Origin of the sequence: Pedobacter psychroterrae, assembly GCF_004331695.1 — a bacterium.
Taxonomy (GTDB): Bacteria; Bacteroidota; Bacteroidia; order Sphingobacteriales; family Sphingobacteriaceae; genus Pedobacter; species Pedobacter psychroterrae.
On the sequence record NZ_SJSL01000001.1, the window covers coordinates 862,956 to 888,429 of the forward strand.

General features: G+C 42.1%; 21 protein-coding genes. 19 read left to right on the top strand and 2 right to left on the bottom strand.

The features are described 5' to 3' along the window. Nucleotide 1: 1 nt before the first annotated feature. The gene (locus tag EZ437_RS03745) at nucleotides 2–457 is read right to left on the bottom strand and encodes a hypothetical protein (protein WP_131593383.1); all 456 of its coding nucleotides are present in this window, start codon (nucleotides 455–457) and stop codon (nucleotides 2–4) included. A gap of 119 nt (nucleotides 458–576) precedes the next feature. On the opposite strand from EZ437_RS03745, the gene htpG reads away from it, so the two are divergent. The 15 genes from htpG (at nucleotide 577) to EZ437_RS03820 (ending at nucleotide 15,577) form a co-directional block, all read left to right on the top strand. Beyond that, complete coding sequence (gene htpG, locus EZ437_RS03750; RefSeq protein WP_205942635.1) at nucleotides 577–2,466, top strand: molecular chaperone HtpG; 1,890 nt, start codon at nucleotides 577–579, stop codon at nucleotides 2,464–2,466. 171 nt (nucleotides 2,467–2,637) lie between these two features. Then, nucleotides 2,638–3,339, top strand: a complete 702-nt coding sequence (locus EZ437_RS03755; protein WP_131593385.1) for a DUF4397 domain-containing protein — start codon at nucleotides 2,638–2,640, stop codon at nucleotides 3,337–3,339. A 103-nt stretch (nucleotides 3,340–3,442) separates the two neighbouring features. Next, nucleotides 3,443–4,012, top strand: coding sequence for an RNA polymerase sigma factor (locus EZ437_RS03760; protein ID WP_131593387.1), 570 nt, complete (start codon nucleotides 3,443–3,445; stop codon nucleotides 4,010–4,012). A gap of 4 nt (nucleotides 4,013–4,016) precedes the next feature. Then, the gene (locus tag EZ437_RS03765) at nucleotides 4,017–5,258 is read left to right on the top strand and encodes a hypothetical protein (protein ID WP_131593389.1); all 1,242 of its coding nucleotides are present in this window, start codon (nucleotides 4,017–4,019) and stop codon (nucleotides 5,256–5,258) included. 43 nt (nucleotides 5,259–5,301) lie between these two features. Next, nucleotides 5,302–5,553, top strand: a complete 252-nt coding sequence (locus tag EZ437_RS03770) for a hypothetical protein (RefSeq protein ID WP_131593392.1) — start codon at nucleotides 5,302–5,304, stop codon at nucleotides 5,551–5,553. 27 nt (nucleotides 5,554–5,580) lie between these two features. Further along, nucleotides 5,581–5,997 carry a Holliday junction resolvase RuvX gene (gene ruvX, locus EZ437_RS03775; RefSeq protein WP_131593394.1) on the top strand — a complete coding sequence of 139 codons (417 nt, stop codon included), beginning with the start codon at nucleotides 5,581–5,583 and terminating at the stop codon, nucleotides 5,995–5,997. A 12-nt stretch (nucleotides 5,998–6,009) separates the two neighbouring features. Next, a complete protein-coding gene (locus EZ437_RS03780; RefSeq protein WP_131593396.1) occupies nucleotides 6,010–6,645 on the top strand; it encodes an O-methyltransferase in 636 nt (211 codons plus the stop codon). Between the two features lie 4 nt (nucleotides 6,646–6,649). After that, nucleotides 6,650–7,549, top strand: coding sequence for a glucosaminidase domain-containing protein (locus EZ437_RS03785; RefSeq protein ID WP_131593398.1), 900 nt, complete (start codon nucleotides 6,650–6,652; stop codon nucleotides 7,547–7,549). A 49-nt stretch (nucleotides 7,550–7,598) separates the two neighbouring features. Next, on the top strand, nucleotides 7,599–8,351 hold the full coding sequence (locus EZ437_RS03790; protein WP_131593400.1) for a phosphoheptose isomerase family protein: 753 nt from the start codon (nucleotides 7,599–7,601) through the stop codon (nucleotides 8,349–8,351). A 72-nt stretch (nucleotides 8,352–8,423) separates the two neighbouring features. Next, entirely contained in the window at nucleotides 8,424–9,455 is a 1,032-nt protein-coding gene (locus EZ437_RS03795) for a DUF3078 domain-containing protein (protein ID WP_131593402.1), read from the top strand. Nucleotides 9,456–9,552: 97 nt separating this feature from the next. Next, nucleotides 9,553–10,893 (top strand): signal recognition particle protein, encoded by a 1,341-nt coding sequence (ffh, locus tag EZ437_RS03800; protein WP_131593404.1) that lies wholly within the window; start codon nucleotides 9,553–9,555, stop codon nucleotides 10,891–10,893. Nucleotides 10,894–10,968: 75 nt separating this feature from the next. Continuing rightward, nucleotides 10,969–12,507 (top strand): YifB family Mg chelatase-like AAA ATPase, encoded by a 1,539-nt coding sequence (locus EZ437_RS03805; RefSeq protein ID WP_131593406.1) that lies wholly within the window; start codon nucleotides 10,969–10,971, stop codon nucleotides 12,505–12,507. A gap of 32 nt (nucleotides 12,508–12,539) precedes the next feature. Next, nucleotides 12,540–13,688 (top strand): DNA polymerase III subunit, encoded by a 1,149-nt coding sequence (locus EZ437_RS03810; protein WP_131593408.1) that lies wholly within the window; start codon nucleotides 12,540–12,542, stop codon nucleotides 13,686–13,688. A 1-nt stretch (nucleotide 13,689) separates the two neighbouring features. Continuing rightward, nucleotides 13,690–15,108 (top strand): regulatory iron-sulfur-containing complex subunit RicT, encoded by a 1,419-nt coding sequence (gene ricT, locus EZ437_RS03815; protein WP_131593410.1) that lies wholly within the window; start codon nucleotides 13,690–13,692, stop codon nucleotides 15,106–15,108. Next, the gene (locus tag EZ437_RS03820; protein WP_131593412.1) at nucleotides 15,101–15,577 is read left to right on the top strand and encodes a gliding motility lipoprotein GldH; all 477 of its coding nucleotides are present in this window, start codon (nucleotides 15,101–15,103) and stop codon (nucleotides 15,575–15,577) included. Before ricT ends, EZ437_RS03820 begins: the two co-directional genes overlap by 8 nt. On the opposite strand, the gene EZ437_RS03825 is transcribed toward EZ437_RS03820, so the two are convergent. After that, the gene (locus tag EZ437_RS03825; RefSeq protein WP_131593414.1) at nucleotides 15,560–16,867 is read right to left on the bottom strand and encodes a UDP-N-acetylmuramoyl-tripeptide--D-alanyl-D-alanine ligase; all 1,308 of its coding nucleotides are present in this window, start codon (nucleotides 16,865–16,867) and stop codon (nucleotides 15,560–15,562) included. The two genes, EZ437_RS03820 and EZ437_RS03825, sit on opposite strands and share 18 nt — an antisense overlap. Nucleotides 16,868–16,898: 31 nt before the next feature. Here EZ437_RS03825 and EZ437_RS03830 point away from each other — a divergent pair, with 31 nt between their 5' ends. From EZ437_RS03830 to EZ437_RS03845, 4 genes are all read left to right on the top strand, one after another. Beyond that, nucleotides 16,899–19,406, top strand: coding sequence for a M14 metallopeptidase family protein (locus EZ437_RS03830; RefSeq protein WP_225869484.1), 2,508 nt, complete (start codon nucleotides 16,899–16,901; stop codon nucleotides 19,404–19,406). A gap of 304 nt (nucleotides 19,407–19,710) precedes the next feature. Next, nucleotides 19,711–22,881 (top strand): SusC/RagA family TonB-linked outer membrane protein, encoded by a 3,171-nt coding sequence (locus tag EZ437_RS03835; RefSeq protein ID WP_131593416.1) that lies wholly within the window; start codon nucleotides 19,711–19,713, stop codon nucleotides 22,879–22,881. A gap of 19 nt (nucleotides 22,882–22,900) precedes the next feature. Beyond that, entirely contained in the window at nucleotides 22,901–24,571 is a 1,671-nt protein-coding gene (locus tag EZ437_RS03840; RefSeq protein WP_131593418.1) for a SusD/RagB family nutrient-binding outer membrane lipoprotein, read from the top strand. Nucleotides 24,572–24,583: 12 nt separating this feature from the next. Further along, nucleotides 24,584–25,471, top strand: a complete 888-nt coding sequence (locus EZ437_RS03845; RefSeq protein WP_131593420.1) for a hypothetical protein — start codon at nucleotides 24,584–24,586, stop codon at nucleotides 25,469–25,471. The last annotated feature ends 3 nt before the right edge of the window (nucleotides 25,472–25,474 follow it).

Sequence of the window (25,474 nt, forward strand, 5' to 3'; positions counted from 1 at the left end):
ATTATAATTTTTCAGTATCGGGGAATTGGAGATTTAACGCATCAATAACCTTTTGTTTAGTTGGCCTGGTCATGATAAATACGATTAATATAATGGTTGCTATGACAAGATATACCGCATTTCCTGACATTAAAAAAGCAATTATATTTAATAAGGCGGGAGCTTCTATAAATGCACAACGGACTATGAACGCGGATTGATAAGCGGTAATTTTCTCGCCGCCGCTGCTCACATGATCTATGGAGCTGATGCTTTTGTTGAACATATAGAATCCTACCGCTAAAGATATTAAAGCCAGGATGGGAAACAAAGGAAAATAAGGATCACTAGCATCTATAGAGACGGTAAAATGTATACGGTCTTTGCGCATGATCAGGGCTACAATAGCAAAGCCAGCTATCGCAGTACAAAATGCAGTATGGATTACCTGCATGGATTTGAGTTTAGAAGGGTTCATTTTTAGTGATTTATAAGTCAAGGTAAATATTTCTTTTAAAATAGCTGTCAATTTGACAACAAAATGAGTTTGGAATAAGCATTGATAGTGTGGCTATGTACTTAAAAATGAGTTAACATATGAGCATAGAAGAAAAAGGAACCATATCCATTCACACGGAGAACATTTTCCCGATCATCAAGAAATTCCTGTATTCAGACAACGAGATCTTTTTAAGAGAGCTTGTATCCAATGCCGTTGATGCGGTACAAAAAATCAAACGTCTTGCAGCCCTTGGCCAATATAGCGGTGAACTGGGTAATCCTCTTGTAGAAGTGGCCCTGGATAAAGAGAAAAAGACCATCACCATTTCTGATAACGGACTTGGGATGACTGCAGAAGAAATAAAGAAATACATCAACCAGGTAGCATTCTCAGGGGCAAGCGAATTTGTAGAGAAGTTTAAAGATGCCAAAGATGCCAATGAAATCATAGGCAAGTTTGGACTGGGCTTTTATTCTGCCTTTATGGTGTCTGACCTGGTAGAGATCCAGACCCTGTCCTACCAGGAAGGTGCCGAACCTGCGCGTTGGGTATGTGACGGAAGTACTACTTTTGAGATCACTGAAGGAAGCAGAACGACTAGAGGAACAGATATCATCCTGCACGTCAATGCAGAGTCGGAAGAATTCTTAGAAACGTTCAAGCTGGAAGGCATTCTGGATAAATACGGCAAATTCCTGCCAGTGCCTATTAAGTTTGGCACGAAGACGGAACAGGAGCCGGATGGCGAAGATGAAGAAGGAAAACCTAAGTCAAAGAGCGTAGAGACAGACAATATCATCAATACAACTAATCCTATCTGGACAAAAGCACCTGCAGATTTGTCAGACGAAGATTACCTGGCTTTTTATAAGCAGTTGTATCCTTTTTCTGAGGATCCGTTGTTCTGGATCCATCTGAATGTAGACTATCCTTTTAATTTGACCGGGGTATTGTACTTTCCTAAGCTGAAGAACGATTTTGAGATGCAGCGTAATAAGATCAGGCTGTTTTCACGCCAGGTATTCATTACCGATGAGGTGAAAGACATTGTGCCTGAATTTTTAATGCTGCTGCATGGAGTGATTGATTCTCCTGATATTCCACTGAATGTATCGAGAAGCTTTTTGCAGGCAGACAGCAATGTTAAAAAGATAAACAGCTATATCACGAAAAAAGTAGCGGATAAACTTCAGGAACTATACAATAAAGACCGTAAAGCTTATGAAGAAAAGTGGACTGACATTGGCCTGTTTGTAAAATACGGGATGGTGAGTGAAGAGAAGTTTAATGATAAGGCAAAAGATTTTGCCCTGCTTACCAATACCAAAAATGAACATTATACTTTAGAAGAGTATCATGATAAAGTAAAGGACTTTCAGTTGGACAAGAACGGGCAGGTTGTGTACATCTATTCAAATGATCCGGCAAAACAGGATAGCTTTATTCAGTCAGCAAATAAACTTGAATATGATGTGCTTTTGATGAATTCGCCTATTGACAATCATTTTGTTCAGCACCTGGAGCAGAAGCTGGAGAAAACAGCGTTAAAACGCGTGGATTCCAGTGTTGCGAGCAAGCTGATAGATAAAGATGACCAGGTGGAGTCTGTGCTGACAGAAGATCAGTCTAAAAAAGTAAAAGAAGTTTTCGAAAAAGCAATCAGTAAGCCGGGCTATACGGTGGAAATTGTAGGGCTGAACCCTGAAGAACTCCCGGTTACGATCACCATGGACGAGTTTATGCGGAGGATGAAAGATATGGCGCAAATGGGTGGAGGAATGGGCTTTTATGGCAATATGCCAGACAGCTACAAGGTGGCCATCAACGGCAACCACAAATTGGTGGCTAAGATTCTTTCGGCCGGCGATGAAGATACACAGGCTAAACTTGCCAGACAGGCAGTAGACCTTGCGCTACTTGCTCAGGGGATGCTGACCGGAGCAGAGCTTACGGCTTTTGTAAGCAGAAGTGTAGAGCTGATCTAAGTTTTTCATTGTTTAAAAATAGGAGCCCCCGCTATATATTTTGCATAGCGGGGGTTTTGTTTAGATATTATTTGAAATCTATTGTAGCGTTTATCTGCCTTCATGCGTTTTAATACAAAAGAGTTAATGGCCGTTAACCTATTGTTTTATTAAAAAATTTAAAATCTCATCATGAAAATAACAAACAATTTCAAATCTATAACGAAAACCTTCATTGCCGTACTTGCATTGTCAATGGCATTGGTTGCATGTAAAAAAGACGATCCTCAGCCTCAGCAAATATCTGGTCTTAAAGTAATCAATGCTTTTGCAGATACCCTGTCTTTGGACTTTGTAATCGATCAGACAATCATCAATACCAATCCGTTTAAGTATAATGTTAAATCAGCCTACTTAAACCTGTATCCTGGTACCAGAACTATTGGAATTGCCAAAAGAAAAGCGAACAAATTTTTAGCTTCACAGTCTTTTCCTCTTGTGCAGGGTAAAGGATATTCATTTTTTGTATTGGACACTTTGTCTACCAACACCAAGAAGTTCCTTTTAATTGAAGATGATCTTTCAGCTCCTGCAACGGACAAAGCTAAAGTTCGTTTTATCAACCTGAGTAAAGATGCACCTGCTTTAAATTTGGGAATTCAAGGAAAAGATACAGATCTTTTTACCAATAAAGCATTCTATGAATATACTGCTTTTAGTGCTGTTGATCCGGGAGAGAGTGTAACTTTCAATATCAAGGAAAACACTACTGTTAAAGCTACTTTGCCAAACGTAAAAATCGAAAAGGGTAAAACCTATACGATTTATGCCAAAGGCCTTAAAGATGCTACTATTGATAGTCTGAAATTTAGGGGCGATATTTATACTCATTAATACAAAATGTTGAATTAGAGGTTGTTCTGGTGTTTCGTCAGAACAGCCTTTATCAATTACATTATATGGCTGACACGAAAATCCTTAATTTCAGTAAGACAGAATGCTCAAATTTGAGGAAGTTATAAGAGGGTGTTTAAGAAACGACAACAAGAGTAAAGAGATGGTTTATAAATCATACTATGGCTATTTAATTGGCGTAATTTTGAGGTATGTAAATGAAAGAAATGATGCCGAAGAATTGGTAAACGATAGTTTTATTAAGATTTTTAAGAATATTGGACAGTTTAGTTTTCCCAAAAACGAGGCTGAAGCACAAAAAGCCTTTAAGGGCTGGATGGCCAGGATTTCATCGCGTACTGCTATTGATTTTTTACGGACTAAGAAAACCCACCTTTACGTAGATGATATTACCGAACAACAACAACCAATAACATCAGTGAACGCCATTACTCATTTAAATGTTCAGGATATTTTAAAACTCCTCAATGCGTTGCCCGAAGTGCAGCGTTTAGTGTTTAATATGTATGAAATTGAAGGGTTCTCACACGATGAGATCTCTAAAATGCTAAATATACCGGAAAGCTCCTGCAGGGTTTATCTGACCAGGGCAAAAAATAAATTAAGAAACTTGTATTCGAAAACTTTAACTAATTCATATGCGGCCAGTTGATCATATGAAACCATCTGAAGACGAGGTAATCGCCCACATAAAAGATAGCCTGGCTACTTATGAGGAGGTTTATGCTCCAGGTGCATGGGAACACTTCAGTAAAAAGGAAAGTAACAGGCCTGGACTGGTAATCTGGATAGGCCGTTTAAGCAGCGCTGCCGCAGTTGTTTTAATTGGAATGGCTTTGTTCTGGTTTACTAACAGCACTCAGGTTAACGTGCCGGTAAATGTGTCGCAGGGAAATCCTCAGGATGTTGCCGGGCTTAAACCAAGTATTGCGCCAGAGGGTAAAGAAGTTACCCCCGCTTATAGTCCATTAGATTTGACAATTGAGCAGTCAGTAAAAAAAGAATTGCCAGTTATAGGCCAACCGGAAGAAATAGCGAAAAATCCGGAAAGTGGCCTTGTTGCAATGGTTCAAGTTCCGGAGGAGGTTAAGCAAGTGGCTTCCCAGTTAAATGCTGCCACAGTAGTTGCCAGTACGGGGATAGCGCAAGAGGCTAAGACGCAGGAGGAACCAAAAAAATCTTCTTTTGAGGAATTTTTAAAAGATGAGGCTAATAAAATTGTCCCGTCTGAAAAAACAGCCAAGGTGGCAGTTAAGGAAAATAACAAGTGGGCCGTAGGCGTAGTTGTTTCACCTTCTTTTGGCAATGCCGGAAAGCTAAACATGGGTTATGGTGTAAGTATGGGCTATGCCTTGTCTGATAAAGTCTCTCTTAACTCCGGCATCTCCTATAATGAGATGGCCGCATCGAGAAGCGTTGGTAACCCGTTAGAAATGGCCTCACCTGGCAGCAATTCTGCAATCGCTGGTGAAAGTAAAAGTCTGGAGTCTATAGAGCAAAAAGTTACCGGGTTTGATATTCCGATAGACATTAAATACAATTTAAGCAAAAGCATATATGCAAACATTGGGGTTTCGGCCTTTGCTGTGATCGACCAGCAACGCAGCAATAATTATATCCAGGAAAGACTGGTAGACCGGTCGTCAGCATCCTTTGCCGGAAGTAATGAATTCAAGACGTTGATTGTCAGCGAAAAGGTAACTGAAAATGCGCCTGAATCAGAAAAAGAAAGCAATAATTATATCGGGTTTTACAACTTTTCATTCGGGTATAAGCAAAAGGTTGCTAAGGACAAATCTATCTCTATAGAACCCTTTATGAAAGTGCCGATGAGAGAGGTAACTAAAGATAACCTTAGGTTGATGGGAACCGGAGTAAAGCTAAAATTCGATTTTTAATTATCTTTGTTGCATACCGGAACAAATTCTGACAAAGTAATTTATGCAGCAACCCTTCGATATTGTAATAGGAAACATTGATTATGCCGTTTTTCCTGAAGGAAACGATACTTATGTGATTTTTAAAAATGGAAAAGAATACGTCTCCATTCAAAAAGACACGGACCTTCAATGGTTAAAATTAGACCCTGAAACCGCTACTCCGATCTTTGAAACAGATCAGGAAATCAATAGCATAGGCCAGGCCATCCTTTCATACGTTCCGGAAGAAGAGGAAGACGAAGAATTTGAGTAAGCCCAATTTTGTTATCTTTGAAGTATTATGGCAAGAATACTTTCATTTGACTATGGGACAAAGCGGATCGGGATTGCAGTAACAGATCCCTTGCAGATCATTGCAACTGGACTGGACACCATTCACCCCAAAGACATCCTGGAATACCTGAACAAATACCTTCTTAGAGAGCCTGTGGAGGCATTTGTTTTTGGCGACCCTAAGCAAATGGACGGATCTCCGTCTGATTCTGCCCAGCATGTCAAGGGCTTTGCCAGGAGTTTAAAAAAAATCTATCCCAACATTCCGCAATATTGGATTGACGAGCGCTTTACCTCTAAACTTGCGCAGCAGGCGATTATGCAAAGCGGACTGAAAAAGCATGACCGTCAAAACAAAGAACGGGTAGATACCATTTCTGCTACGATCATTCTGCAATATTTTATGGAGCAACCACGTTTATAATTACATCAAAGTATGAGCCTGATCAATGACGACATGCAGCAATTACTGATGAAATACTGTGAGCCCGAAAGCGAACTGCTGCAAAGAATAGACAGAGAAACCAATCTGAAGGTGTTGATGCCCCGTATGCTATCGGGTCATTATCAGGGCAGGGTATTGAGCATGCTGAGCAAAATGCTTTCCCCTGCAAGAATTTTAGAGGTGGGTACTTTTACAGGATATGCTACCTTATGCCTGGCAGAAGGCCTTCAACCTGAGGGACTGATTTATACCCTTGACATCAATGAAGAGCTGGAGGATATGGTGAGGGCTAATTTTGCCCAATCGGCAGACAACCATAAGATCCGGTATATTATTGGCGATGCCAATCAAACCCTTGCTGCACTGGAGGAAATTTTTGACCTCGTATTTATTGATGCAGATAAAAAGAATAACGGAACCTATTACGATCTGGTATTTGACAGGGTAAGGCCCGGAGGGCTCATTATTGTTGATAACGTACTATGGAGCGGCAAGGTACTTCATGCATCACAGGATAAAGACACAAAAAATATTACTAATTTTAACGATAAGATAGCCGCAGATCACCGTGTAGAAAAACTTATCCTGCCGGTCAGAGATGGTCTTTTCATTATCAGAAAAAAATAAATATATGAACAAAGGTATATTATCCCTGGCGCTGGCGCTACTTTTTTTGTCGGCCTGTAAGTCGAGAAAATACAGCCGCAGTAATAAACAGATCGAGAAGACTGCTACCAAGGCCAATCCTGATTTTAAATCGCACACTACCCTGAGCTATATAGAGGCCTTTAAGTCTGTGGCTGTTGAGGAAATGAATAAATACGGGATTCCTGCCAGTATTACGCTGGCACAGGGCATCATAGAATCCGGAAGTGGGAATAGCAGCCTTGCGAGGTTTGCCAACAATCATTTCGGGATCAAATGTACCTCAGACTGGAAAGGGAAAGGCTATTATAAAGACGATGACAAAGCCGATGATTGTTTCAGGGTATATAAAGATGCAAGGGAATCTTACCGGGACCACTCTGAATTCCTAAAAAGGAAACGCTATAGCGCGCTATTTGAACTGGATAAGAATGATTACAAAAACTGGGCGTTGGGACTGAAACAGGCTGGTTACGCCACCAATCCGAAATATCCTGATATGCTGATCAACATCATTGATAAATATCAGCTTCAACAATATGATGAGTCTGAAACCGAAAATGAGAAGTTGAAAAGAGAAGACAGGGTGTTCACCGAAATCAATGCAAATATTCCGCAGGAAAAGAAGAAATTTACCCCTGTGGAAATTCCTCCTTCAAAGCAAATCATTAAGGCACCTGATACATTAAAGATAGGTACGGCAAAGGTCTACACTGTGGCTCCTGGTGCCATTGTAACCGTACCTGATACGTACGTAGTAAAGAAAGGCGATACGCTGTTCAATATCTCCAACCGCTTTGGTATTTCAATCGATGATATAAAGCTATTGAACAAGCTGACAGATGCTGGCATCAAAATTGGACAGAAGCTGATTCTAGTTAAATAATGTTAACTTATGCTTGAAGCGTTGTATATCTTGTAGCTTTGTTTCTCCAATGAAAGTAGTTTGTTTTTTTTTCTTGCTGTTTTGCTTTTCCATAAAGGCTTTTGCGCAAACTGGTACCGTGCAGGGTTTTGTGGTAGACAGTGATTCCAAACATCGCCTGGCAAAGGTATACATCTACAATTCCGGAAATGATGAAGGGATTTACAATACCCCAAAAGGAGAATTTAAGATCAAGGCTTCGGTGGGTGATACTTTGTTTGCCGTTTTGCAGGGATATGCGGTGGACACGGTAATCCTTAAAGGACAAGCTTCCCTATATTTTCAGTTAAAGTCGCTGGGAATTAACCTGAAAGAGGTTTCCATTGAAGGGCGGCGGCTTTCTCCGAAAGAGACGCATGAGAAAACCATGAAAGAATATAAATATGCACTGGATAAGGGTAAGGCTAAAGATCTGCTGAACCTGGGCATGGGCGGCGTAGGCCTGGGCATTGATGCGATTTATAATCTGCTCAGCAGGGAGGGAAAAAATGCCCGTCATTTGCAGAAAATACTGGAACGTGACTACCGGGAAGCGATCATAGACTTTCGGTTCAAGCGGGACTATGTGAAGCAGGTGCTGCGGCTGACAGATTATGAACTGGATGATTTTATGCAGCAATACCGGCCTTCGTACGATTTTGTTCTGGCTGCATCGGACTATGCTTTTGTTGTTTTTTTAAAGAATAGCTACGCCAGCTATAAGCGAAATCCTGCTGCTTTCAGGCTGCAGCCATTGCCTAAAATTACTGTAGAAAACTTCTAAAAACCTGGGGTTTTTGGAAATTGTTTGTTAATAAACTTTTAATAAGTCACATTTTTGTTTTTCTTTGTACTAATGAAGAGTTTTAATATCTGCCTCTTATTACTTTTATTGACTACATCTGCATCCCTTTTTGCTCAGGAGGTGGACACCATTCCTATTGATACCAAGGGACTGGAAATTAAGCTAAAACGTAGTCCTTTGCCTACCAGGTCAGGGTCACTGGTGTTCAAGCCCGTACAGATTGCCCCTATAACGATCAATGAAAAGGTTAATTACTGGAAAACTAACACAGCAATTGGTATTGATGTGAACCAGGGTGCTTTTTCAAAGAACTGGAAAGCAGGGGGAGTAAACTCCATGGCCATTGGTGGTATGATCAATTACCGGGCTGCCTATGCTAAAGAAAGCTATAGTTATACCAGCGATTTAAGGCTGGAGTACGGTAAAATAAAAAATAAAGAGCAGTTACCGAAGAAAACGAAAGACAGGTTATTTTGGGATCATAAGGCCGGGTTGCAATTGTCAAAAAGCTGGTTCTTCTTCGGGTCGGTGACTTTGGAAACTCAGTTTGACCGTGGGTATGCCTATTATAGGGATAGTGAGAATAAAGAGCGGGATCAGCTTATCTCAAAGTTTTTCTCTCCCGCTTATCTGACAGAATCGATAGGTTTCGAGTATAAGCCAGTTGCTTATTTCTCTACCAGGTTAGGTACCGGTACGGCAAAACAGACCTTCGTTACGGATATGGATGCCCTTATCGATGCCGATACTGCAAGGAACCATAAAGTTACAAAAACTGAGTTTTATGGTGTTCCAAAAGACAAAAACTTTAGGAATGAGCTCGCTTTCCAGATCACCAGTACTTTTGGGGAAAAACAGATCGCTAAGAATCTGTTCCTTTATGCCAGGTACAATATGTTCATACCTTACGACAGGCCTTTGGTTCATGTAGATCACCGTTTGGATGTTACCTTAAAGGCTAAAGTCAACCGTTTTATGAATGTTCAGATCAACGGAGTTGGGATCTTCGATAAAGATTCAGACAATGAGGTGCAAGCCAGCCAGAACCTTTCTATGGGGATTGCTTTTTCACTTCCGCGCTAAACCAGCGAAATTTTATTACGCATAAATATTACGCTACTGTTTGCCACAAAATTAATAACTTTGGGGCTTACAATAATTTACCAAAAGCATTACAGAAATGTTTGAAAATTTACAGGATAAACTCGACCGCGCATTTAAGGTTCTAAAAGGACAGGGAAGTATTACAGAGATCAACGTGGCAGAGACCATGAAAGAGATCCGTAAGGCTTTATTAGATGCCGACGTAAATTATAAAACTGCCAAAAGCTTCACCGATGAAGTAAAAGAAAAGGCGCTTGGCCTGAATGTACTTACTGCAGTCTCGCCAGGTCAGTTACTGACCAAGGTGATGAACGACGAACTGACCGCCCTGATGGGTGGAGCGGTGACCGAGCTGGATCTTAAGAGCAATCCCACCATTATATTGATCGCCGGATTAAACGGTGCGGGTAAAACAACCTTTTCAGGCAAGCTGGCCAATTACCTTAAAAGTAAAGGTAAAAAACCTTTGCTGGTAGCCGGTGACGTTTACCGTCCTGCTGCGGTAGATCAGTTGCAGATACTTGGTGAGCAGGTTGGGGTGCCGGTGTATGCTAACAAAGATTCTAAAGATCCGGTTGCGATTGCATTGGAAGGTATTGCAGAAGGTAAAAAGAACAACAATAACGTAATCATCATAGATACCGCAGGCCGTTTGTCAATCGACGAAAGCCTGATGAATGAGATATCTGAAGTTAAGGCCAAGACCCAGCCTCACGAAATTCTATTCGTCGTGGATGCTATGACTGGACAGGATGCAGTGAATACGGCCAAGGTATTTAACGACAGACTTGATTTTACCGGTGTTGTGCTTACTAAACTGGACGGAGATACCCGTGGTGGTGCTGCCTTATCTATTAAGTCAGTAGTTAACAAGCCGATCAAATTTATCGGTACCGGCGAGAAGATGGAAGCCCTGGATGTGTTCTATCCGGAAAGGATGGCTTCCCGTATTTTGGGTATGGGTGATGTGGTATCCCTTGTAGAGCGTGCGCAACAGCAGTTTGACGAGAAAGAAGCCGCTGAACTTCAAAAGAAAATACGCAAGAATAAATTCGACTTTAACGATTTCTACAATCAGATACAGCAGATCAAGAAAATGGGTAACATGAAAGACCTGATGGGCATGATACCTGGTGTAGGTAAAATGATGAAGAATGTGGATATCGAAGACGATGCCTTTAAAAGCGTGGAGGCAGTGATCCAGTCAATGACTCCTTTTGAAAAAGAAAATCCTGACAGCATTGTTCAAAGCAGGCGGGTACGTATTGCTAAAGGCTCGGGTACTTCCATCGAAGAGGTTACGAAGCTGATCAAACAATTTGAAGACATGCGTAAAGTCATGAAGCAATTCTCTAACCCTGCTGCGGCAGCGAAGATGATGAAAAACATGCCCAAGATGCCTCAGGGAAGAATGTAAAATAAACTTCCCCTTTTTTTTGTGTCCCAGCCTTAATTCAGTATACTTTAGCCTACACAATTCTGTAGCTAAATTATGCTTGTAAAAACTTATGGCAGTGCGGTGTTTGGGGTAAACGCATTGACGATAACGATCGAGGTAAGTATTGGCGGAGGCAACAAATACCATATCGTAGGCCTTCCAGATAATGCCATAAAAGAGAGTCTGAGGCGGGTAGAAAGTGCTATTCAGGCCTGCGGGCTAAAAATGCCAAGACAAAAGATCGTGATCAATCTGGCCCCGGCAGATATCCGCAAGGAGGGCTCAGCCTATGACCTGCCCATTGCCGTAGGAATACTGGCTGCTTCCGGGCAACTGGAAAATCCGGATATCGTCAACTATTTTATCATGGGTGAACTTTCTTTGGATGGCAGTCTGCAATCCATCAAGGGGGCCTTGCCTATTTCCATTCAGGCAAAAACAGCAGGTTTCAAAGGCTTTATTTTGCCTGCCGGCAATTCCCGGGAAGCGGCTATCGTAAGTGATCTTTTGGTGTATGGAATGAAGAACCTGACGGAGGTGATTTCCTTTTTCAACGGCTCAGAGATTTTCAAGCCGGTTGCAGTCAATACGCGGGATGAGTTTTTTGATAGAGTAAACACCTATCCGCATGATTTTGCTGATGTAAAGGGGCAGGAAAATATCAAACGGGCACTGGAGATCGCAGCTGCGGGAGGACATAACCTCATCCTTATCGGGCCGCCGGGGGCGGGAAAGACCATGCTGGCCAAAAGGCTGCCTACTATTTTACCCCCATTGAACCTGCACGAAGCATTGGAAACTACCAAGATCCATTCGGTAGCAGGTAAGCTCAGCGCGGCAGATTCCCTAATGACAGAACGGCCGTACCGCAGTCCGCACCATACGATTTCAGATATGGCTTTGGTTGGAGGTGGTGCCAATCCGCAGCCAGGAGAGATCTCTCTGGCACATAACGGGGTGCTTTTTTTGGATGAACTGCCAGAATTTAAGCGCAGTGTGCTGGAAGTGATGCGACAACCTCTTGAGGATAGACACGTAACCATTTCCCGCTCCAGAATGAGTGTAGATTATCCGGCCAGCTTTATGCTGATTGCTTCTATGAACCCATGTCCATGTGGCTTTTACAACCATCCATCCAGGGAATGTTTATGCGGTCCGGGTATCGTTCAGAAATACCTAAGTAAAATTTCAGGCCCATTGCTGGACCGCATAGACCTGCATGTAGAAGTTACCCCTGTTGATTTTACGGAGTTGACCTCCACCATTGAAGCCGAGCGCAGTGAAAGTATCAGAGAAAGAGTTATTAAAGCACGTAATATCCAGGATACCCGGTTTTCTGCCAATTCAAATTTACATTACAATGCACAGATGAGTCCTAATATGGTACGGACAGTTTGCAAGATCAATGATGCGGGGCAGGTGCTGATTAAAAAAGCAATGGAGAAGCTCGGCTTATCGGCCAGGGCATATGATAGAATCCTAAAAGTCGCGAGGACAATTGCAGACCTGGCCGGAAAGGAAGAGATAGCGCTCGAGCATCTGGCAGAGGCGATACATTACCGGAGCCTGGACCGGGACAGCTGGGCCAGTTAAATATATCTTAAAATTTTACTATTTTGCACCAAATGCAATTTAGAAAAATCATAGGGCAGGAAAGCATCAAGCAACAGCTGATACAGACAGTTGTGGAAAACAGGGTCAGTCACGCCCAGTTATTTCTCTCTTGCGATGGCAGTGGGGCATTACCAATGGCTATTGCCTATGCACAATACATCAATTGCCTTAATAAAACACCTGAAGATAGTTGCGGTGAATGTTCTTCCTGTCGTAAATACGAGCGGTATATACATCCGGATCTTCATTTCTCTTACCCGTTCTTTGCATCTAAAGATGTAAAAATAGCGGTCGATGTCCTGGAAGAATGGAGGGGCATGCTGCTCGAAGATGCTTATTTTGACATGGACATATGGCGATCCAAGCTCAGTGCGGAGAACAAACAGGCCAATATTAACATTGCGGAATGTCATGATATCATCAAAAAATTGAGCTATAAAGCTTTTGAAGGGGATACCAAAGTGCTGATCATGTGGCTGCCGGAATACCTGGATAAAGAGGGAAATTCCCTGTTAAAAATAATCGAAGAACCACCTGCTAATACACTGTTTATACTGGTGGCCAATAATCAGGAGCAAATCCTGAGCACGTTACTCTCACGCACGCAGATTGTAAAAATCCCTAAGCTGGACTACGCCATTGTGGAAAGCTACCTGATGCAGGAATTTGGATTGTCTGAGAATCAGGCTACGGAATACAGTTTCCTGGCCGATGGCAATCTGATTGAGGCAAAGCAGCTGGTTGCCAGCACGCAGAATGAGCATGCAGACCGGTTTGCGGAATGGCTGAGGATGGGATATGGCAACAGGGTATTGGATATGGCGGGGTTTGTGGAGCAAATAGCAGGTTGGGGAAGAGAGAACCAAAAGAATTTTTTAAAATACGGAATCAGCTTTATGCGTGAGTGCAGCTTGCTGATCAGCGGAGCAGATGAACTGGTAAAACTGCCTGTTTCGGCATTGCAGACAGCACAGAAGTTATCAAAGCATGTACTGGACCTGAGTATGGCGGATGCCATTATTTCAGAACTGGAAAAGGCACATTATCATATCGAAAGAAATGCCAACCCCAAAATTCTGTTTTTAGATGTATCTTTACAGCTAGTAAAAATAATTAAGTTTAAAACGCTCCCGAAAGGGACTCAATATATATATAATTAATATGGGATGTGGAAGTTGTTCTACTGGTAGCGGCGGTTGTGCTCCCGCAGGCTGTAAAAGTAATGGTTCATGCGCCACAGGCGGATGCGGAAAAATGGAAGTTTACGATTGGCTGTCAAATCTTGACATGCCTTCAAATTATATACCTTTTCAAGTAATAGAAGTTAAGTTTAAGGGGGCAAGAAAAGAATTCTTCCTGAATGCTGATAATATTTACTTGGAAATCGGTGAACTGATCGCAGTAGAAGGCCCGACAGGTGGTTATGATATTGGCCATGTTTCCCTTACGGGAGAGTTGGTGCGGATGCAGATGAAGCGCCGTAAAACCCATATGGACCAGGTAACCAGAAAAGTTTACCGGAAGGCTTCAGAGACTGATGTAGAAAAATGGAAGATTGCCAAAGACCTGGAATGGGAAACCATGCATAAGGCGAGAAAGCTGGCACTGGACCTTCGCCTTTCTATGAAGATCAGCGATGTGGACTACCAGGGAGACCGTACCAAAGCGACGTTCTTTTACACAGCGGAAGGCAGGGTCGATTTTAGAGAACTGATCAAAAAGATGGCCGAGACTTTCCGGATCAGGATTGAGATGAGGCAGATCGGCATGCGCCAGGAAGCAGGCCGCCTGGGCGGGATCGGATCTTGCGGTCGCGAATTGTGCTGTTCTACCTGGCTTACTAATTTTAAAACGGTTTCTACTGCGGCGGCCAGGTATCAGAACCTTTCCTTAAATACTTTAAAGCTGGCCGGTCAGTGCGGTAAGCTGAAATGTTGCTTAAACTATGAGCTGGATACCTATCTGGATGCCTTAAAGGATATTCCTGACCGTATAGAAAGCCTGCATACAGAAATAGGCACTGCGCGTCACCAAAAAACCGATATCTTCAAGAAGATTATGTGGTTCAGCTATCCGAATGCGGAAGACTGGATCCCGCTGAAGGTGAGCAGGGTAAAAGAGATCATGGCGATGAACAAGAGCGGACAAAAGCCTGTCAACCTTAAAGAAGAAGCTGTTGAAATGACACCTGCAGCATTTGTTGAGAAATCACCGGACTATGAAAATGTAGTTGGACAGGATAGCCTGACCCGCCTGGATGACAAATCAAGGAACAAAGGTGGCAGGAATAGTAAGTCGGCCGCATCGGGCAGCAGAAATGAAGGCCGAAGCAATAGCAGGCCTGACAGACCCAGCAGACCTGAGGGTCAGAACAGGCCGCAGGGCGGAAGACCGCAGCAGCCGAAACAGGGTGGACAGCCTCCTGTTCAGCAGCCAGGTCAACCTAAGGTTCAGCAGGGAGCTCCGCAGGGTGCTGCTCAGCAAGGGACAGGACAGCCTACGGGCCAACCATCAGTCAGCAAGAATAAGAACAGAAATAACCGCAGGAAGAAACCGAAGGAAAAGCCTAAAGATGACTAATTTTAAAGTTTGGCTGTTGTCTGTTGTCTTGACGGTACTATTACTGCAGGGTTGCAATACCAATGCAATTGTTGATAGTAATGTCGCGATGCCGTCGCGCAACTGGAATTATGCGAATAAGGTTAAGGTGAGTTTAAATATTACAGACAACAGTAAGCCTTACACCATCCGGTTTAAATTAAGGCATGCTGCTAACTATGCCTATTCAAATATTTTCATCCTGCTGCATATAAAGGGTGCTGGACAAAAGATGCAGACAAAGCGCTATGAATACAGGCTGGCGCAGCCAGACGGACAGTGGAACGGTTCGGGTTCCGGCAACCTGTTTACCTATTCACTACCTTTGTTTGCCAATTATCACTTTCCTTCGCCTGGTAATTATGAAATTGAAATAGAGCAGAATATGCGCGATAATCCGCTAAAAGGAATCAGTGACGCGGGAATAACGGTATTACAGCAAGGGCAGTAATTGTTCCAGCGCCATACCTCTTGAACCCTTTAGGAGTATCAGGTTATTTTGTACAGGATTTGCGCTGATGTATTCAGCTGCCTCAGCCGGAGTATGGAAAAAGATCCCTTTGTATTTGTCTTTTAATAAATAGAAATATTTTCCGATCAGGATCAGGGTGTCTGCATTCAATGCTGCTGCCTCCTCTGCGATCAAGTCATGCTGAACAGCAGATTCGTCACCCAGTTCAAACATATCCCCGATTATCAGTGTTTTATGCGCCGCGGTTAAAAGCGCGATATTTTTTAAAGCCGCAGACATGCTGCTTGGATTTGCATTGTAAAAATCACAGATCACCGTATTGTGTGTAGTTTTAATAATCTGAGAGCGGTTGTTGGTTGGCATATAGCTGGCAAGTCCCTGGCTGATCTGTTCAGCACCCACCTCAAAAAATCCCGCAATGCAGATTGCTGCCAAGACGTTCTCGAAATTGTAGGCGCCAGTCAGGTTTACTGAAGTGTAATAGGTTTTTGATTGCATGGTCCAGGATATTTCCAGCAAAGGATCGGACTTAAGCAAAGCTCCAGAGATGAAATTTCCAGGCTCAGTACCATACCATACTATTTTATCTTTATCCAGTGCGGTGGCGACACTCATTTCCAGTAAACTGGGATTATTACTGCGCACAAATACTTTCCCCTGATGCTGTGCAAGATAAGTATACAGCTCTGATTTCCCTTTCTTTACCCCTTCAAATCCGCCAAATCCTTCCAGATGTGCCATGCCTACGTTGGTGATCAGGCCATGTGTAGGCCGAGCGATGTTGCATAAAAATTCGATCTCTTTCTGGTGATTCGCCCCCATTTCTATCACTGCTATTTCTATTTCATCCGTTATGGACAAGATGGACAGCGGCACACCAATATGGTTGTTTAAGTTGCCCTTAGTAGCAAATGTCTTATATTTTCCGGATAGCGCCGCCCTAATCAGTTCTTTGGTAGTTGTTTTGCCATTTGTCCCTGTGAGGCCTATTACCGGGATATTTAGTTGGCTGCGGTGATGCGAAGCCAGTTGCTGCAATGTTTGCAGTACATCCGGTACAAGGATGCACCTGTCATTGACCTGATATTCGGCATTGTCAATCACAGCATATGCCGCACCGCTCTGTAAAGCGGTCTCAGTAAACGTATTGGCATCGAAATGATCTCCCTTAAGCGCAAAGAAAATACTGCCTTCAGTAATATTTCTCGTATCTGTGCAGATTGTCGGGTGATTTAAATAGATTTGATACAAGGAACTGATGCTGGTCATAGGAAATAAAAATATAGGGTAAAATTACACTATGAAAGAGAAACAAAGAAATATGAAATACTTTTTACTTCCTTTCTTTATTTTGGTGTTGGGCTTTGGGACAGCAGAAGCTCAGTTAAAATCGCCCGAAGCATTTTTGGGTTATCCCCTAGGCACAGCATTTACCCCGCATGATGAGGTTGTTGCTTATTTTTCCTACCTGGACAGCAGCAGTAAAAATCTTAAACTGGTAAATTACGGCAAAAGTTACGAAGGGAGACCGCTGTTGGTAGCGATCATATCCTCAAAAGAGAACATTGCCAATCTTGAGCAGATCAGAAAAGACAACCTGAGTTTGAGCAGAGGGCAGGAACTGGCCAAACCAAATAACCAGCCGGCAATATTGTGGCTGAGCTATAATGTACATGGAAATGAAGCAAGCTCTACGGAAACTGCACTGAGGATGCTGTATGACCTGGTGGACGGTCAAAACAAAAAAATAACAGACTGGCTTAAAAATACAGTGGTCATCATTGATCCCTGTCTCAATCCTGATGGGCGGGAACGGTATATCAATTATTTTAAGGACGTCAGCGGAGACCAGCCAGATCCAAACCCGGTAGCGAGAGAACACATAGAGCCCTGGCCGGGAGGAAGGTATAACCATTATTATTTTGACCTGAACAGGGACTGGGCATGGCAGAGCCAGGTTGAAACCCAGCATAGGTTAAAATTATACCATGAATGGATGCCTGAGGTGCATGTAGATTTTCACGAGCAGAATTATAATGAGCCTTATTATTTTGCCCCTGCAGCAGAGCCAATCCATCAGGACATTACCGCCTGGCAAAAAGACTTTCAGGTTACGGTAGGCCAGAACAATGCAAAGTATTTTGATGAGCGGGGCTGGCAGTACTTCACTAAAGAGCGGTTTGACCTGTTGTACCCTTCCTATGGGGATACCTATCCATTGTATAATGGGTCGATCGGTATGACCTATGAGCAGGGAGGAATAGGAGCAGGACTGGCGGTAATCACCCTAGAAGGAGATACCCTAACGCTTAAAGACCGGATCGAGCACCATTATACAACGGGTATGTCTACGCTGGAGATGGTTTCCAAGCATGCAGTTCAGCTGGTAGCAGAATTTAAGCTGTATTTTCAAAGATCAATGGTGTCGCCACCCGGCAATTTTAAGACCTATGTAGTTAAAGCCCAGAATATTGCCAGGATCAGGCGTCTGGCCGAACTTTTAAAGAAGAACGGGATTGAGTATGCTTTCGGACAGGATAAAAGTTTGAGGGGATATAATTATGAAAGCAGGAAGACAGAAAACTTTAAAATTGAACGGAATGACCTCATTGTAAATCTTATGCAGCCTAAGGCGGTGCTGGCAAATGTATTGTTTGAGCCACAGACGATGATCACAGATTCCAATACCTATGATATTACGGCTTGGGCGCTACCCTTTGCCTATGGATTGAAAGCTTATGGAATAAAAGAGCCACTGAAGGGAAACTTCAACAACATAGAAGAAAAAGAAGAACAGGTTCCAGAACTGAACAGGCCTTATGCCTGGATATTTGCGTGGAATTCAATCGAAGATGCCCAGGTGCTGATCGCGTTGCAAAGGATGGGTGTTAAGGTACGGATTGCTGAACAAGGCTTCACCATTGGAGGGCGTGTGTTCTCTTCCGGGTCATTGCTGGTTTACAGAACAGAGAATGAAAAGCAAATAAAAGGCTTGGCGGCTAAGTTGGCGGCCATCCAAAAGCGCCTGAATAAGACATTTTATCCCGCTGCGAGCGGCTATGTAGAAAAAGGGAAGGATCTGGGTTCATCTGTTTACCCGATCCTGAAGGTACCGAAGGTGGCAGTTGCTGCGGGCGCGGGGATCTCCTCGCCGGGAGTAGGTGAGATCTGGCATTTTTTTGACCAGGAGCTCAATTATCCGGTTACCATGATCCTGCCCCAAAATATACCAGGTCTGGACATTAATAAAATAAATGTGCTGATCATGCCTAGCGGAACCTATAGCGATAGTGTTTTGGAAAAGCTGGAGGGCTGGATTAACAGTGGAGGGAAGGTGATTCTGTTTGAGGAAGCTGTTGCGGCAATAGCCGGGAAAAAGCCCTTTAACATCAAACTAAAAGAATTTCCAAAGCAGGACGAGCTAAAGCTTGCTGCCCTGCGAAAATACGGACAGAAGCACATGGATGATTTGTCTGAAACGATTCCCGGAGCGATTTTTAGGGTCGATATCGATCAGAGCCACCCGCTTAGCGCAGGACTGGGCAGTTATTATTATGCTTTAAAGACAGACGATAAGATCTATGAGCCACTAAATAAAGGCTGGAATATCGGTTTATTGAAGTCGGACAGCTATATGGCAGGGATTGCCGGTAAATCAATAATTAAAAAATTTGCCAGTGGCATGCTGTTTGGGGTCGAACCTGCTGGAAAGGGAACGATTATTTACCTCGGTACAGATCTTGTTTTTCGCTCGTTTTGGGAAAGTGGCAAACAAATGTTTGCCAATGCTGTTTTTCTGGTCAATTAGGCTAATAATCAGTTGTTAAAAAATTGTTGCACAGTATATAAGTAAAATTACCAGTTGATTTTGTTAAAAAAAGTTAAATATTTGGATTAGGCGCCCTGGTGGCCTCCGATAATAGAATAAATATCGGTGTATGTTGAAAATTCGGAATATTATTCTGTAAATCTGTCTAATATGAGAGGAGATGACACTGAACCTCGGTCATAGAATTGTCATTTGTCATTCTAGTTTTATCAAATAATTATGCATGCATACCAAAATCGGTATATTTAGCCATTATTATTAACTAACCTAAATTTTATTTTTTATGAAAAAACTTTTACAAAGTTTGTTCATTCTACTGTTTGTCGCAGGTACTGCGATGGCACAGGATCGAACAGTTACTGGTACAGTTACAGATAAAGAAGATGGCAAGCCATTGCCGGGCGTAACTGTAAGAATCGTGGGAGCTAAAGGCGGCACTCAGACTGCAGCCAATGGACAGTATTCATTAACCGTTCCTTCCGGTTCTACACAATTGCAATTTACTTATTTGGGCTATTTGGATCAAACCGTTAGTGTGGGTTCAACAAATGTAGTGAACGTAACATTAGGCACAGATTCCAGAGGCCTTTCTGAAGTTGTTGTTACAGCGTTAGGTATTTCAAGGGAAGCTAAAGCTATCGGATATGCCGTTGGTAAAGTTTCTCCAGACCAGATCCTTCAAAAATCAGAGCCGGATTTGTTAAAAACATTACAAGGTAAAGTTGCCGGTGTGGACATTCGTACTTCACAGGGAACACCTGGTGCGGCTACCCGTATCCAGATCAGGGGTAACTCATCATTCTATGGAGATAACCAGCCATTGATCGTGGTTGACGGTGTACCATATAGTAATGACCAGATCACAACCAGCAGCCAGACCTCAGGTGGTGGTGCTTACGGAAGTGGTATCGGAAACTTAGATCCAAATGATATTGCCAGCATGGAAGTCCTTAAAGGATCTGCAGCTGGTGCATTGTATGGTTCAAGAGCTTCTAATGGGGTATTGTTAATTACTACCAAATCAGGTAATGCAAAAAGAAGCAACAAAGGTTTTGAGGTTTCTTACAGAAGTTCAGTTTCAATTGAGCAGGTGGCTAACTTGCCTACTATGCAAAATGATTACGGAGCAGGATCTCAGTATAATTATTCGGCTTCAAACGGTTCATGGGGGCCTAAATTTGGAACATTAGATTCAATCGCGACCTGGCCTGATTATTTAAAAGCTTATCCTGAGATGTTTGGTGCTAAAGTGGCTTACAAAGCTTATCCTAACAACGTTAAGGATTTGTTTCAGAATGGTGCTGTAATTGAAAACTCATTGTCATTTAACGGTGGGGATGAAAAAACAGCCTTCTCTTTGACAGCATCACAATTGAACAACGATGGGTATGTTGAAAATTCTAATTATAAAAGATCAAACATCAGTTTGGGTGGTAGCACTAAATTAGACATCGGATTAAATGTTCGTGGTAACTTAAGTTACACACGCTCTAATCAATTGGGTGGTGTATTTGGTGAGAACCAGGTTGCAGGAGCTGCATCACAGTTTGCAAGAACAATGTTTTTAGCAAGAAACTGGGATTTGAACTTACCATATGAAGATAAACTGGGTAATAACATCACGCCATTAGGTGGTGGTCAGTTTGACAACCCAAGATGGTCAGCTATGTACAATACAGCTGCTACTGCTGAAGAGCGTGTAGTTGCCAATATGCATGCAGATGCGCAATTGATCAGCTGGATAAAAGCAGATTTTACCTTAGGAAGTAACGTAAACAGGCTAAACAGAAGAGAGATTACTGAAATCAGCTCAAGAGCAGCTGAAGGATTGGGCCGGTTGGTATTGGATGATTACCGCAGACAAGAAATTGAGTCAAACCTATATTTCACTTTTGCACCTAAAATAGCTGATGAATTCAGCTTAAGGGCCATTGTGGGTTATAGCTACAATCAGCGGACTACTACCAGAGATGTAAATACAGGAAATAAATTTGTAACAAGGGGTGTGTACTCTTTAGCGAACACATCTCAGCAAATCTTTAACTCTGATACTTACTCAAGAAGAAGATTAATGGGTATCTATGGTGATTTGAGTTTAGGCTATCAGGGCTGGGCTTATGTAACCTTTACTGGTAGAAATGACTGGTCATCTACTTTGCCTGTTGACAGCAGAAGTTATTTCTATCCAGGTGTGTCAGGATCATTGATCATTACAGATGCACTGAAACTGGAAAGCAACATACTTGATTTTGCTAAGATCAGAGCTGGTTATGCTAAGGTGGGTAGAGATGCTGATCCATATAGTTTAACTAACGGTTTCGGAATTGGAACAAACTTCCTTGGACAAAGTACTGCTTTCCTTGGAGCTACTGCCGCGGATCCAAACTTGAAGCCTGAGTTTACCAAAGAGTTTGAGATAGGAACTCAATTGAGCTTCTTCAACAAATTAGTAGAATTGGATTTCACTTACTACAAAAAGGACTCAGAGAACCAGATTGCGAGTATTGCAACTCCTGAATCATCTGGATTTAGCTCGCTATATACCAACTTTGGAAGTTTGAGAAATGAGGGTCAGGAAATTGAATTAACTGTTCGTCCGGTGAGATTGCAAGATTTCAACTGGGAAATCAACAGTTCATTCACTAGAAACATCAATACTGTTACCAGTTTAATCGAAGGATTGGACAGGGTTTCATTGAGAGGCGTTTTGACTACTATTTCTCCGTACCTTGAAGCTGGTTTGCCTTTCGGTTATTTAAGAGGAACTAAATCATTGAGAGATGACGAAGGTAACTTATTGATCAACCCTGCTACAGGCGGTATGATCGAAGATACTGAGCAATCTATGATCGGTGATCCAAACCCTAGCTATAAATTAGGTATTACTAATACCTTCTCTTACAAAGGCCTTTCTTTGGGTGTCTTGTTTGATATGACAAAAGGCGGTCAGATGTATTCTACTACCATTGCAAGTGAGCTTGGTAGAGGTGTAACCAGGGATACAGAAAACAGAGATGGATTATTTATCATCCCAGGTGTATATGGTGATCCAACTACTGGAAAAGCGATTTTAGATGGTGCCGGAAATAAAATTGAAAACGCAACCCGCTTAACTCAAAATGATCTTTGGTTCTCTCCAAACGCTACTTTGGGCCAGACTTTTGCTACCAATACTGCAACAGAGTGGAACACTTATGATGCATCAGTATACAGATTGAGAGAGGTAACTTTAGGTTATGATTTCCCTAAATCACTATTCAGAAAAGTGCCAATCGGTTCTTTAAGATTGAGTGTAACAGGTAGGAACTTATGGTTCATTGCACCTAACTTCCCTAAGTATTCAAACTTTGATCCGGAAGTTAACAGTTATGGAGCAAGTACTACTCAAGGAATTGAACTTGCTGCTGCACCTACTACCAGAAGATACGGGTTCAACCTAAGTGTAACTTTCTAACAAATAAAACCTATTTGATATGACACGAAAATTAAAATATATAATACCGGTAGTACTGTTATTCGCTACTGCCTGTAAAAAGCAACTAGATATTAATACCGATCCTAATAACCCTTCTGAAATAGCCGTTTCAAAATTGCTTCCATTGGTAGAGAAGGAATTGGGACACAGTTTGGCTACGGGTGAGGGATTATCTCAGATTTTAGGAGTATATACTCACCAGCTATCTACCAGGGAAGATCCTGATCAATACGGATCTACAGGTAATGACTTCAATATCCAGACAGCCTGGACTAGCATGTATGGAAATGTACTGGCTAATACTGATGTAATTATCAGACAAGCTACTGCTGATGGAAATTCTTATTATGCAGGAATTGGTAAAGTAATCAAAGCGTATGCTTTTAGCCAGTTTGTAGATGCTTTTGGCGATGTTCCCTTCTCAGAATTTAATAAATTGCTGGAAGGAAATGCTAACCCTAAATTTGATAAAGGCGCGGATATCTATCCTGAATTGATCAAGCTTTTAGATGCAGCTGTTGTGGATTTTGCAACCTCTGCTAATTCTAATGTGTTGAAGCCAGGTACTGATGATGTAATCTACAATGGTACCATCGCTAAGTGGAGAAAAGCAGCAAAAACAATCAAATTGAAACTATTGGTTCAACAAAGGTTGATTAAAGATGTATCAACAGATGTAAATGCATTGATCACAGAGAATGATTTAATCAGTACAACCAATGAAAGTTTCTTATTACCTTATGGCCCTAACGGTGCAACAGATGATAGAAACCCTGGCTTTGCAGATTACTATGCTTCTCAAAGAGGTCAGCACATCAGTCCTTGGTTTTTTGAGATACTAAAAGGTAAAAATTCGAAAATCTATACTGGTATCACTGATCCTAGAATTCCTTATTACTTCTTTAATCAATTAAAACCAACAGAGACTCCTGAAAGTTCTCAACCTACCGAATACCGTGATCTTGGTTTCGTATCTATCTATTTTGGTTCAGTAGGTGCGGACAGAGACAGGACACAACAGAACAATGCTACGTTGATCGGGATTTATCCAGTAGGTGGAAGATATGATGACGGTGGTGGTAAAGCTGCTGGTACAGGAGGAAAGATTACTGCTGCAGATGCAACAGGTGCTGCTCCATATCGTTTCATTACCTATGCTGATAAATTGTATCTTGAAGCTGAGCTTATGAAAGTTGGTTTGGTTACTGGGGATGCTAAAGCAAAATTAGATGCAGCAATGAAGGAATCATTTAAGCAAGTAGATTATGTAATCACAACCTATGTAAAACCTGCTCAAACAGTTCCTGCTGTTGCTTCAACCGCTGCTACTACTAAATATATTGCTGATGTATTGGCTCAGTACGATGCGAAGCCAACTCAACAGCTTGAATCTATCATGACTCAGAAATGGATCTCAAGTTTTGGAAGTTCGGTAGATCAATATACTGACTACAGAAGAACAGGTTTTCCTGTGTTGTTTAACCCTAAGGATGCAACTATGGCACCAGGTGGACAAGTTCAGCCACCTCTTCCTCAGAAACCAGTTCCGGTTCAGTTGAACAGGAACTTTCCATTAACTTTGCCTTGGTATACTAACGAGCTTGAAGTGAATACTAGTGCTCCAGCTCAAAAAGATCCAGCTACATTTAAACCATTTTGGTTACCTTAATCTTTAGATCATATGAAAAAATTAATATTATATAGTTTTATGTCTCTTTTTCTGATCTCATCTTGCAGAGAAAGTGATAACGCAAATGTGCCTGAATTTATTGAGGTACCTATGCCAACAATTAAAAAAGTCAGTGGAGATCCAACTATCTCTAGTCAAAATCCAGATGGTTTTACTGCAAAGTATAGTGTTGGATTGTACTTCCCAGATGGTGATAAGCCTGCAAAAATGGATATTGTTGTTAGGAAAAATAATGACAATAATACTGTTAAACTTCTTCAAGCAGATGTTACAACTTACCCAACAGAATTAACTGTCACAGGATTGCAGTTGAAGACATTGTTTGGAAGTAGTGTTGCTTTAGGCGATAGATTCGACATTGGTGCGGATCTAACACTAACCAACGGTAAGAAATATCTAGCCTTCCCTACTGTAGGCGTTGCTTATGGAGCGGGAGTAGCAAGTCCAGCCGGATCTAGTGTTTCAACCCGTTATGAAGCCGTGTGTACATTCAAAATGTCTGATTATGGTGCTATCGGTACGGTTGTTCCTTATACTGTTATAGGAGATAAATGGGCAGATTACGGAGCTGGTGAAACTGTAGATGTAACGATCATTGATGAGACTCACTTATCATTTAAGTACCCTGCAAGTAATGCACTACCGATAGTTGTAACGGTTAATCCGGCTAACAATACAACTACCGTTGCATCCGTAAACTACGGTAATTATGGATCACAATATTTTAGGACCGATCACGATCCAGCGAGTGCGCTTAACTTTGTTTCACCATGTGAATTAATATTTTCAGTTGCACTTAGACACTATGAATTACCTGCTGACAAAAAACCTCCAGGTACACTTTATGGTACTTTCCCGATTTCGTTTAAAAAGAAATAGAAA

Bases quoted from the DNA above. Each gene is read 5' to 3' on its own strand.
- EZ437_RS03745 (WP_131593383.1), bottom strand. From the start codon at position 457: ATGAACCCTTCTAAACTCAAATCCATGCAGGTAATCCATACTGCATTT.
- htpG (WP_205942635.1), top strand. From the start codon at position 577: ATGAGCATAGAAGAAAAAGGAACCATATCCATTCACACGGAGAACATT.
- EZ437_RS03755 (WP_131593385.1), top strand. From the start codon at position 2,638: ATGAAAATAACAAACAATTTCAAATCTATAACGAAAACCTTCATTGCC.
- EZ437_RS03760 (WP_131593387.1), top strand. From the start codon at position 3,443: ATGCTCAAATTTGAGGAAGTTATAAGAGGGTGTTTAAGAAACGACAAC.
- EZ437_RS03765 (WP_131593389.1), top strand. From the start codon at position 4,017: ATGAAACCATCTGAAGACGAGGTAATCGCCCACATAAAAGATAGCCTG.
- EZ437_RS03770 (WP_131593392.1), top strand. From the start codon at position 5,302: ATGCAGCAACCCTTCGATATTGTAATAGGAAACATTGATTATGCCGTT.
- ruvX (WP_131593394.1), top strand. From the start codon at position 5,581: ATGGCAAGAATACTTTCATTTGACTATGGGACAAAGCGGATCGGGATT.
- EZ437_RS03780 (WP_131593396.1), top strand. From the start codon at position 6,010: ATGAGCCTGATCAATGACGACATGCAGCAATTACTGATGAAATACTGT.
- EZ437_RS03785 (WP_131593398.1), top strand. From the start codon at position 6,650: ATGAACAAAGGTATATTATCCCTGGCGCTGGCGCTACTTTTTTTGTCG.
- EZ437_RS03790 (WP_131593400.1), top strand. From the start codon at position 7,599: ATGAAAGTAGTTTGTTTTTTTTTCTTGCTGTTTTGCTTTTCCATAAAG.
- EZ437_RS03795 (WP_131593402.1), top strand. From the start codon at position 8,424: ATGAAGAGTTTTAATATCTGCCTCTTATTACTTTTATTGACTACATCT.
- ffh (WP_131593404.1), top strand. From the start codon at position 9,553: ATGTTTGAAAATTTACAGGATAAACTCGACCGCGCATTTAAGGTTCTA.
- EZ437_RS03805 (WP_131593406.1), top strand. From the start codon at position 10,969: ATGCTTGTAAAAACTTATGGCAGTGCGGTGTTTGGGGTAAACGCATTG.
- EZ437_RS03810 (WP_131593408.1), top strand. From the start codon at position 12,540: ATGCAATTTAGAAAAATCATAGGGCAGGAAAGCATCAAGCAACAGCTG.
- ricT (WP_131593410.1), top strand. From the start codon at position 13,690: ATGGGATGTGGAAGTTGTTCTACTGGTAGCGGCGGTTGTGCTCCCGCA.
- EZ437_RS03820 (WP_131593412.1), top strand. From the start codon at position 15,101: ATGACTAATTTTAAAGTTTGGCTGTTGTCTGTTGTCTTGACGGTACTA.
- EZ437_RS03825 (WP_131593414.1), bottom strand. From the start codon at position 16,867: ATGACCAGCATCAGTTCCTTGTATCAAATCTATTTAAATCACCCGACA.
- EZ437_RS03830 (WP_225869484.1), top strand. From the start codon at position 16,899: ATGAAAGAGAAACAAAGAAATATGAAATACTTTTTACTTCCTTTCTTT.
- EZ437_RS03835 (WP_131593416.1), top strand. From the start codon at position 19,711: ATGAAAAAACTTTTACAAAGTTTGTTCATTCTACTGTTTGTCGCAGGT.
- EZ437_RS03840 (WP_131593418.1), top strand. From the start codon at position 22,901: ATGACACGAAAATTAAAATATATAATACCGGTAGTACTGTTATTCGCT.
- EZ437_RS03845 (WP_131593420.1), top strand. From the start codon at position 24,584: ATGAAAAAATTAATATTATATAGTTTTATGTCTCTTTTTCTGATCTCA.